This window comes from Stenotrophomonas sp. P5_B8 (assembly GCF_054049855.1).
Window position 1 is genome coordinate 34906 of the sequence record NZ_JBFULO010000001.1, and the last position, 10566, is coordinate 45471.

Annotated in this window: 5 protein-coding genes; 1 reads left to right on the forward strand and 4 read right to left on the reverse strand. The window is 67.7% G+C overall.

Going from position 1 to position 10566, the window contains the following annotated elements:
- Positions 1-66: 66 nt before the first annotated feature.
- The 4 genes from ACXJKH_RS00085 to glyQ form a co-directional block, all read right to left on the reverse strand.
- Entirely contained in the window at positions 67-3912 is a 3846-nt protein-coding gene (locus ACXJKH_RS00085) for a translocation/assembly module TamB domain-containing protein (protein ID WP_457317814.1), read from the reverse strand.
- Positions 3909-5714, reverse strand: coding sequence for an autotransporter assembly complex protein TamA (locus tag ACXJKH_RS00090; protein ID WP_256776335.1), 1806 nt, complete (start codon positions 5712-5714; stop codon positions 3909-3911). Before ACXJKH_RS00090 ends, ACXJKH_RS00085 begins: the two co-directional genes overlap by 4 nt.
- Before the next feature lie 247 nt (positions 5715-5961).
- Positions 5962-8058, reverse strand: coding sequence for a glycine--tRNA ligase subunit beta (glyS, locus tag ACXJKH_RS00095; protein ID WP_457317815.1), 2097 nt, complete (start codon positions 8056-8058; stop codon positions 5962-5964).
- Complete coding sequence (gene glyQ / locus ACXJKH_RS00100) at positions 8055-8966, reverse strand: glycine--tRNA ligase subunit alpha (RefSeq protein ID WP_256776337.1); 912 nt, start codon at positions 8964-8966, stop codon at positions 8055-8057. Before glyQ ends, glyS begins: the two co-directional genes overlap by 4 nt.
- A 116-nt stretch (positions 8967-9082) precedes the next feature.
- On the opposite strand from glyQ, the gene ACXJKH_RS00105 reads away from it, so the two are divergent.
- The coding region (locus ACXJKH_RS00105; protein WP_457317816.1) for a GspE/PulE family protein at positions 9083-10566 on the forward strand (1484 nt) is incomplete at its 3' end.

Here is a 10566-nt window from a genome sequence, read left to right on the forward strand (position 1 = left end):
CGCACGGCTCACGACCCCCGGTCATGAGCTGCCGATGACGCGCCGACGCAGGTGCGCCGTCGCCCGTTACTTCTCCCGCCGCCAGTTCAACGACCCACGGTTTTCCACCGTGCTCGATTCCACTTCCAGATCGAAGCCGCGACGCAGCAGGTACTTCAGCGTCAGCACCGAGCCGCTGCCCACCAGCGACACGCCGTAGCCGACGTACAGCTTGGGCGAGATGTACTTGCCCACGCCGATCACCGACCCGCCCAGCGCGCGCGACTGGCTCACCCCTGCATCGTCCAGGCCAAGCTTGGCGCCCAGCTGCGCGGCCAGCAGGCCGCTGCCGGCCGACAGCGCCGCCGAGGCGGCGTTGACCTGCTGGGCCTGGTCGCTGCTGGCACCGGTCAGGCTGCGTCCCAGCACGAGGAAGGCCAGCGCTTCGGACTGCGACATCGCCGGGTCCGACCACACATCCACGCGCGGCGACTGCGCGCGGCCGGTGACGTCGATACCGGCGGTGACATCGCCGATCTTGCGCTCGGCGCGGATGTTGATGCGCGGGTCGGAGACCGCGTTGTAGTTCCAGTTGAGGTTGCCGCGGGTGATGGTCAGGTCCTGCCCGTAGGCCTTGTAGCGGCCACTGACTTCCAGCCCGCCATTGGCGGTCATCTCGCGGCCCGGCCGCGCCCACACCTGCATCTTGCCGCCGAGCGCGCCCTTCAGGCCGAAGCCGCTCATCTTGACCTTGTCGCCCAGGCTCACGGTCAGGTCCATGTCCAGCGGCGAGGTCGGGGTTTCTTCCGGATCGACCGGATCGAGCACCACCACGTCCTCGGACACCGACGTGCCGCGATCCAGGCGCTCCAGGTCGAGGTCGGCCTCGGGCACGTGCACGGTGCCGCGCAGCTCCATGGTCTTGCCGGCCAGGCCGAAGTCCAGGTCCGGATTGGCGATCACACGCAGTTCGCTGGTGTTGGCCAGCAGCACGTTTTCGCCATGGATGTGCAGCTTGAGCGGCTGCGCATCGCCAAACCACGACAGCCCGCCATCCACATACAGCGTGCCCTTGCCCGAATTGGCCTGCGCGCTGATCTTGGCCGAGCCGTCGGGCTGTGCGGTGAAGCTGCCCTTGCCTTCATCGAAGGTCAGGCCCAGCGCCGGGAACTCACCCTTGAACCTGCTCAACGTGGCCTCGCCGCCCAGCGACGGCGTGCCCCGCGTGCCGCGCAGGCTCACGTGGCCTTCGATCAGCCCGGTGGGGCGCACGATGTCCGGCGAGAACAGTTCCAGCCAGTACAGCCGCGCGATGTTCATGTACAGCTCGCCATTGAGCGGCGCGCTGGCATCCCAACCGGTCTGCACCTTGGCATCGACGAAGCCATCGCCCTGGAAACCGACGCCGAGCTTGCCGTTGATCTGCGCCTGGGTCATTTCCACGTCCACCGAGAAGTGGTCGTAACGCACCAGTTCGCCGCGTGCGTTGTCGCCCAGGCGGATGCCGCCTTCCGCCGAGGCGATCTTGGCGCTGCCTTCCCACGCATTGCCGCGCGGACGGATGCGACCATCCAGGGTCAGCTCGCCACGCAGGTACATGCGGCGACCGGATTGCGGCGGCAGCCACGGCTGCACCAGTGCCAGCGGCAACGCATCGCCGCGCACCACCAGGCCGTCGCGCGGCCAGTTCGCACTGGCGCACAGCGCACCGCCGGTGGCCGCGCCCAGGCAGGCATCGCTGAGGGTGAAGGTGCTGCCCTGCACGCTGAAGGTGGCCGGCGTGCGCAGGCTCCACGCATCGCCCTTGACCGGTGCGATGCGCAGCGCGCCCAGCTCGCCACGCCATGCCTGGCCCTGCTGGCGCACGCTGCCGCTGAGCGCGACCGCGCCCAGTTCGTTCCGGGTCTGCGCATCCAGGCGCAGGTTGGACACGCTGCCGCGCGCATCCACGTTGAGCGTGTCCAGCAGCATCCCGACCTGCACCTTGCTGCCCTGCACCGCCAGCGTGCCGCTGTCACCCTGCCATGGCAGGCGGCCCTTGATGCTGATCGCCTCGGCGCTCCAGTCGTCCCAGCGCAACCCGCTGCCGACCAGGTCGGCGGTGATGTCCGGCGCGCTGCGCGGTCCCTTCACCAGCACGTGGCCACGCAGGCTGCCGCTGCTGCCGGGCAGCAGGTCGTCCAGCTGCACCGGTTGCAGCTGTGCATCGATATCCAGGCGGTCGCCGACCGACCCCTTCGCGGTCAGGCGGCTGTTGCCCAGTGCCAGGCTGAGGTTGCCCTCGCCCTGTTCGCCGCGCAGCGCGAACTTGCCCTGCGCATCCAGCGTGCGCTTGCGCAGCGTGCCCTTGATCCCGGGCACGTCGACGGTGGCTTCATAGCTGCCGGCGGTGCCGGCCGGGCTGCCCGTCGGCGGCGGCAGCTGGCGGCCCTTGGAGGCCAGCGCGCCGGACAGCTTGCCGTCCCAACCCGGGGCGAAATAGCCCGGATCGAATCCGGCCAGCTTGATCGCCACGTCCCAGTCCAGCTGCGGCGCCCAGGCCACCTGGCCGGTCACATCCAGCGACCCGCCCGGGGTACTGGCCTGCACCTGTTTGATCGAGGCGGCCTGGTCGTTGCCGCGCACATCGAACTGCAGGTCGGCGGTCTGCTTCTCGCGCTCCACCGACGCATTGCCCACGGCCGCCCAGTTCTTCAGCGTACCGGCCAGGCCTAGCCGTGCTTCCTTCAACGTCACCGGTACCGGCGCAGCCGCGCCGGCGGTGGTGGTGTCGGCCGCAGGCACGAAGGTCAGGTCGTTGGCGACGATGGAGAAGCGCAGGCTGGCGTTTTCCTTGTCGGTGAAATCCGCCTTGCCCTGCAGCCGCGCCTGACCACCAAAGGCCTTGATCTGCAGCGGCGCCACGGTCAGCACCTGGTCGGCCAGGCCGACCTTGGAGGGCGCCAGTTCCACCGCGATGTCGCCCTGCTTGAAGCTACCCTGCAGGTTGGCCTGACCGCCCTTGCCATCGGCCTGCACGTCCAGCGCCATCGGCGTGCTGGTGGTCGCGTCCATGCCCGGCACCAGCAGCGCCAGGTCCAGCTCCTTGCTGCGGGCACTGGCCTTCCACACCGGATCGGTGCGGCCATCGAACACCAGGCTGGCCTGCAGCGGTGCCGGCGCATTGCCGGCCAGCGCGACTTCCATATGCCCCAGGTCGCCGCGCGCCACCAGCCCCAACCGCGCCGGGGTGCGCCCGCGCGGGGCCGGCAGCAGCGCGCCGATGGTGATGTCGGTGTCGTAATCGCTGCGCGGCAGGTAACGCCCGTCCACGCGGAAATCGCCCATGTCACTGTCGATCTTCAGCTGGGTCGCGCGGAATTCGCCGTTGGCGATTTCCACGCCACCACGCACCTTGGTGATGTCGATCAGCGGCTGCTGCGCCTGGGTAATGCGGAACCCGTCGATCGTGATCGTGTCGGCCTGGATCGCCAGCGGCATCTCGATCTGCGGCAGCGAATCGGGCCAGGACGGCAGCTCGAACGGCTCATCGCTCTTGGCCAGGTTCAACGTGGCGTTCTTGAGCTGCAACGCATCCAGTTGCAGCTTGCGCCCGAGCAGCGGACGGATGTCCGGATCGAGGTAGGCGCGCTCGGCGGTGAAGTGGATATCGTCGTAGCGGAAATCCACGTCGTGCAGCACCAGCGGACCGGCGACGGGGCCCTCGACCTTGCTCCAGGTCAACGTGGCGCCCACCGGCAACCGCGCCACGACCTGGGCCAGCAGCACATCGCGACCGGCCACCGTCTGCAGCAGCCAGTACAGCAACAGCAGGGCCAGCAGCACCAGGCCAAGCACGGTGAACCCGGACCACGCCCAGAAGCGCCGTTTGCGGTAGAAGCGCACGCGATGCGGCGGGGGGGCGGCAGGCGGCGTTGGCGTCGGCGTGCTCACAGGTCCGCTCCGATGTTCAGGTACAGCTGGAACTGCGAATCGGGGTCGTTCAAGCCGTGCGCGATATCCACGCGGACCGGACCCACCGGCGATTTCCAGCGCACGCCGAAGCCCACGCCGGTATGCAGGTCGATGGTGTTGTCGAACGCGCTGCCGGTGTCGACGAACACCGCCGCGCCCCACGGCCCGCCCTTGAAGTAATGCTCGTATTCGGCCGAGCCGATCACCAGGTTCTTCGCGCCCAGCGCGTACTTGTCCGGTGCCGGTGTGCGTGGGCCCACTTCACGGTAGGCATAACCGCGGATGCTGCGATCGCCACCGGCGAAGAAGCGCAGGCTTGGCGGCATCGCCACCAGGTCGCTGGTCCAGGTGGTGCCGCCTTCACCGCGCAGGATCAGGCGGTCGGTATCGCCGATGGGCACGTACCAGCGCAACACCATGTTGGCCTGCACGAAGCTGGTGTCCGAGCCCACCCCTTCCACGCCGCCGCGCAGCGTCGCGCTGCCGCTGATGCCTTTGCGCGGGAACAGGTCATCGTCGACATTGACGTAGTCGGCCACCAGCTGCGGGTACACCAGCGTGGACGTGTTGTAGACCGCATCGGTGAACTCGGTGCCCGAGGCGTAGCGCCAGCGCTCACGCAGCGCGTTGATCGAGGCGATCGCGGTCCAGTGTTCGTTGATCTCGCCACTGCGGCTGGCCGACAGCTTGAAGTTGCGCAGGTCGATGTAATCGGTCTGCTCGTCGTAGGCGCTGGCGGTGAACGCATACCAGCCATCGAGCCAAGCGAAGGCCGGGATGCGGTAGCTGGTGACCAGACTCTTGCGCTTCTGCGCGTAGTCCAGCTGGGTGTTCATCTTGTGGCCGCGGCTGTTGAGGAACCGCCGCTCCAGCCCGCCGCGCACACCGGCGCCGCTCTCGCTGCCGTAGCTCAGGCCGGCGGTGTAGATCGAGCGCTTGGCGCGGGTCAGGTTGACGTCCACCGGCACGTCGCCGTTCGCATCGGCCTGGTCCGGACGCGGCTGGATGTCGATCACGCTGAAGTAGTCCAGCTTGGTCAGCGATTCACGCAGGCGGTCCAGCTTGCCTTCGTGGAAGTAGCTGCCCTTGTCCCAGTACACCAGCGGGTCGAACAGCGTGTCGACGAAGTAATCCTGGTGGAAGCGGATGTCGCCCATGTTGTAACGGCGGCCGCTGTCCCAGGTCAGGTCGATGTCGGCGGCGTTCTCGGCACGGGTGATCTGCACCTGGCGCTGGGTGTAGTCGGCATCGAAGTAACCGCGCTCGGCCAGCCGCCGGGTCACGGTGATTTTGCTGGCTTCGTAGGTGGTGTGCTCGAAACGCTGGCCCTTGCGCGGCTTGAACTTCTCCAGGTCTTCCTGCAGGTACTGGTCCAGCTGCGCCGGCCCGGTGATGTCGATGTGCTCGCGGCGCACCAGCGTCGGCGGGCCCTTGTCGACATGGATCACCACGCGCAGGTTTTCGCCCTCGCGCGGGCTCTCGACCTTGATCACCGGATTGTAGTAACCGAACGGCTCCAGCGCCTCGCGGGTCTGGCGTTCGGCCTGGGACAACAGATACTCCAGCCGCGACTCGCCCTGCGGCTTGCCGATGGTGTCGTACAGCGACAGCGAGACCTCGATGTTCTCGATCATCTCGGCGTCGTCGCCCTTGTCCAGTCCTTTGATTTCCACCTTGTCGATCGTTCCGCGGGCGTGTGCCACCGAAGCGGTGACCAGCGACAGGAACATCAGGGGAAGGGCGTAATTCTTTGGCTGCATGGACACAGCATAACGGGCCATCGCGAGCATGCGAAATCGGCGTGGCTGTTTCAGAACGGTAGTGAAGGACCCGTTAAAATCGGGCAGCAGGTGGCTTCTGACGTTAACCGCCTCATCGATGGCAGCAGGTTGTCGGACAGAACCGTCCGCAACCGGCCGCGGCACATCACAGCGCGCGCCACGCGAGGCTGGAAATGCAGAAGGCGCGACGGCGGTGACCGTTCGCGCCTTCGGTGTTGTCAGCGGGGGCCACGCGGCCCCCGCCACCTCAGTTGGACAGGTGCTCGATCGCCGCCACGCTGCCCAGGCGGTCGCCCAGGCGCTTGAGCAGGGCCAGGCGGTTGCCGCGCAGCGCCGGATCCTCGGCGTTGACCATCACCCCGTCGAAGAACGCATCCACCTGCGGACGCAGCCGCGCCAGACGCGCCAGCACGCTGACGTAATCCTTCTGGTGCAGGCTGGCATTGCTGTCGTCGATGGCCGCTTCCACCGCTTCGGCCAGCTCGCTTTCCGCCGGCTCGGCCAACAGCGCCGGATCGACCATGCCCGGGATGTCGCCCTCGGCCTTGCGCAGGATGTTGCGGATGCGCTTGTTGGCCGCAGCCAGCGCCTCCGCTTCGGGCAGCGCGGCGAAGATGCCGATCGCATCGACACGGCGGTCGAAGTCATACAACGAGGCCGGCTTCAGCTCGGCCACCGCGTTGAAGTGCGTGGCGGGCACGCCCTTGTCGGCGTAATAGCCACGCAGGCGGTCGAGGATGAACTCGTACAGTTCCTGCGGCAACGCCTCGGTCTTGCGCTCAGCGCTGGGCTGCACGCCCGCCGGCAGGCCGGCGATGGCCGTGCCGATCAGCGMGCGCAGGTCCAGGTCGAACCCGCTCTCGATGATCGTGCGCGCCAGCCCCAACGCATTGCGGCGCAGCGCGAACGGGTCCTTGTTGCCGGTCGGCTTGAGGCCGGCGGCAAAGCCACCGACCAGCGTATCCAGGCGCTCGGCGATGGCCAGTACCTTGCCCAGCGGCGAGAGCGCGATGTCATCGCCGCCGAAGCGCGGCTGGTAAGCCTCGTCGATGGCCAGCGCCACCTCCGGCGATTGGCCACCGGTCAGCGCGTAATGACGGCCGGCGATGCCCTGCAGCTCCGGGAACTCGTTGACCATGCGCGACTGCAGGTCGTTCTTGGCCAGCACCGCGGCGCGCCTGGCCAGCACCGGATCGGCGTCCACCTGCGGCGCGATCACCTCGGCCAGCGCGACCACGCGGGCGACCTTGTCGGCCACCGAGCCCAGCTTGGCCTGGTAGGTGACGGTCTTGAGGCCGTCGCCCATCGCGTCCAGACCCTGCTTGAGGTCTTCGTCGAAGAAGAACTTGGCATCGGAGAAACGCGGACGGATCACCCGCTCGTAGCCCTTGGCCACCTCGGCCACGTCCCTGGATTCGATGTTGGCAATGCCGATGAACTTCTCGGTCAGCTTGCCGCCGGCATCCAGCACCGGGAAGAACTTCTGGTTGATCTCCATCGTCTCGATCAGCGCTTCCTGCGGCACGGCCAGGAACTCGCGCTCGAAACTGCACAGCACCGGCGCCGGCCATTCCACCAGGTTGACCACCTGCTCCAGGTTGTCATCGGTGATCCGCGCCTGGCCACCGGCCCGGGCGGCCTCGGCATTGACCTGCTCGACGATGCGCGCGCGGCGCACGTCGGCATCCACCAGCACGAAGGCGGCCTGCAGCGAGCTGACGTAGTCCTCCGGCGAAGACAGCCACACGGTCTTGTCGTGCATGAAGCGATGGCCGCGGCTCATGCGGTCGGCTTTCAGGCCCAGCAGCTCGGCCTCGATGATCTCGGTGCCGTGCAGCAGCACCAGCCAATGCACCGGGCGGGCGAAGCCATAGGCGTGGCTGCCCCAGCGCATCGGCTTGGGGATCGGCATCGCCGCGATCGCCTCGCGCAGGATCTCAGGCAGCAGTGACGCGGTGCGCGCGCCCGGCGTGGTGGAGCGGTGCACGAAGCGTTCGCCCTTGGCATCGCTGGTGCGCTCCAGCGCGGTCCAGTCGATCCCGGCCTTGGCCGCGAAACCCTGCAGCGCCTTGGTCGGCTGGCCGTCGGCATCCAGTGCGATGTTCAGGTACGGACCGAGCACTTCGCTGTGCTGTTCGGGCTGTTCCACGGCCACGCCGGGCAGCAGCACGGCCAGACGGCGCGGGGTCGACAACGGCTTGGCATGGCCACGATCGATGGTCACGCCGCGCTTGCTCAGGCCATCCACGACGCCATCGAAGAAGGCCTGGGCAAGGCCCGGCAGCGCCTTCACCGGCAATTCTTCGGTGCCCAGTTCGATCAGCAGCGGCAGCATCGTGCTCATGCCTGCACCTCCTTGGCGGCGACGGCTTCGAGGCGCTTGGCCTCGTACAGCTTGGCCACCGCCTGGGCCAGCGCGCGCACGCGCAGGATGTAGCGCTGGCGCTCGGTCACACTGATCGCACGGCGCGCATCCAGCAGGTTGAAGGCGTGACTGGCCTTGCAGACCTGCTCGTAGGCCGGCAGCGGCAGGCCGACATCGACCAGCTTCTGCGCTTCCTTTTCGCAGGCATCGAAGCGATGGAACATTTCGTCCACGTCGGCGTATTCGAAGTTGTAGGTGCTCTGCTCGATCTCGTTCTGCAGGTACACATCGCCATAGGTGACCGGGGTGCCGTCCGGACCATAGGTCCAGACCAGGTCATAGACGTTGTCGCAGTTCTGCAGGTACATGCACAGGCGCTCCAGACCGTAGGTGATCTCGCCGAGCACCGGCTTGCACTCCAGGCCACCGGCCTGCTGGAAATAGGTGAACTGGGTGACTTCCATCCCGTTCAACCACACTTCCCAGCCCAGGCCCCAGGCACCAAGGGTCGGCGATTCCCAGTTGTCCTCGACAAAGCGCAGGTCGTGCACCAGCGGATCGATGCCCAGCGCCTTGAGCGAATCCAGGTACAGCTGCTGGATATTGTCCGGGCTCGGCTTCATCGCCACCTGGTACTGGTAGTAGCGCTGCAGGCGGTTGGGGTTTTCGCCGTAGCGGCCGTCGGTGGGGCGGCGCGAAGGCTGCACGTACGCGGCATTCCAGCTTTCCGGACCGATCGAGCGCAGGAACGTGGCCGGGTGGAAGGTACCGGCACCCACCTCCAGGTCCAGCGGCTGGATCAGCACGCAGCCCTGCTGCGCCCAATACTGGTTGAGGGTCTGGATCAGGCCCTGGAAAGTGATCGGAACGCTCTTGGTGACGGACATGCGGCGGATTCTTGCCTGCAGAAGGGGTGCGCTAGTATAGCGAGCGACCGCGTTGCCGCCTTCTGGACGGCCCACCCCATTACCGCGCGCCTGRCGCGCTTTGAGGAAATTGGCGGATGGAACAGCGCCCTCCCGTAGTTTTCGCCGCCCCCGCCGATCCCGGTGCCGGGATGGCGGTGCCGTTGCCGCCGGGCCGGCTCGGCTTCGAACAGGTGGTCGCCGCGCTGGTCGCCGATGGCCAGGTCGCCGCCTCCGACCTGGAGCGCATCCGCTTCTCCGCCCAAGGCGCGCGCAACGCCAGCGAAGTGCATCCGCTGGTGCTGCTGGCCAACCTGAAGCTGGCCGCCACCGGTGGCGGCGAACTCGGTCTGGAACGGCTGACCGAATGGCTGGCCGCGCGCACCGGCACCCGCTACCTGCGCATCGACCCGACCCGGGTCGACGTGGCCTCGGTCACCGCCGTAGTCTCCCACGCCTATGCGCGCCGCCACCGCTTCCTGCCACTGGCGGTGGATGGTGAACGGCTGCTGGTGGCCACCAGCGAGCCACTGGTACAGGAATGGCTGCGCGACCTGCAGCACCTGACCCGGCGCCGGATCGAACTGGCGATGGTCAACCCGCTGGACCTGCACCGCTACACCATGGAGTTCTTCGGGGTCACCCGCTCGGTGCGGGGTGCGCGCGGCGACGTGCGCGGCGAGGCCAACGCCACCCTGCCCAGCTTCGAGCAGCTGGTCGAACTGGGCCGCGCCGGCGACGTCAACGCCGACGACCAGCACATCGTGCACATCGTCGACTGGCTGCTGCAGTACGCCTACGAGCAGCGCGCCTCGGACATCCACCTGGAGCCGCGCCGCGACATGGGCCGCATGCGCTTCCGCATTGATGGGGTGCTGCACAAGGTGTTCGAAGTGCCGCCGGCGGTGATGACCGCCGTGGTCAGCCGCATCAAGGTGCTCGGGCGCATGGACTTGGCCGAGCGCCGGCGCCCGCAGGACGGCCGCATCAAGACCCGGTCGCCGGGCGGGCGTGAGGTGGAAATGCGCCTGTCGACCATGCCCACCGCGTTCGGCGAGAAGTGCGTGATGCGCATCTTCGACCCGGATGCGGCCTTCAAGAGCATCGACCAGCTCGGTTTCAGCCCGCAGGAAGCGGCCGGCTGGACCGCCCTGGTCGAACGTCCGCACGGCATCGTGCTGGTGACCGGCCCGACCGGCTCGGGCAAGACCACCACCCTGTATTCCACGCTGAAACGGCTGGCCACCCCGGACGTCAATGTCTGCACGGTGGAAGACCCGATCGAGATGATCGCCCCGGAATTCAACCAGATGCAGGTGCAGACCAACATCGACCTGGACTTCGCCAGCGGCGTGCGCACCCTGCTGCGGCAGKACCCGGACATCATCATGATCGGCGAAATCCGCGACCTGGAAACCGCGCAGATGGCGGTGCAGGCCTCGCTCACCGGGCACCTGGTGCTGTCCACCCTGCACACCAACGACGCGCCCTCGGCGATCACCCGCCTGCTCGACCTGGGCGTGCCGCACTACCTGCTGGCCTCCACCCTCAACGGCATCCTGGCCCAGCGCCTGGTCCGCAC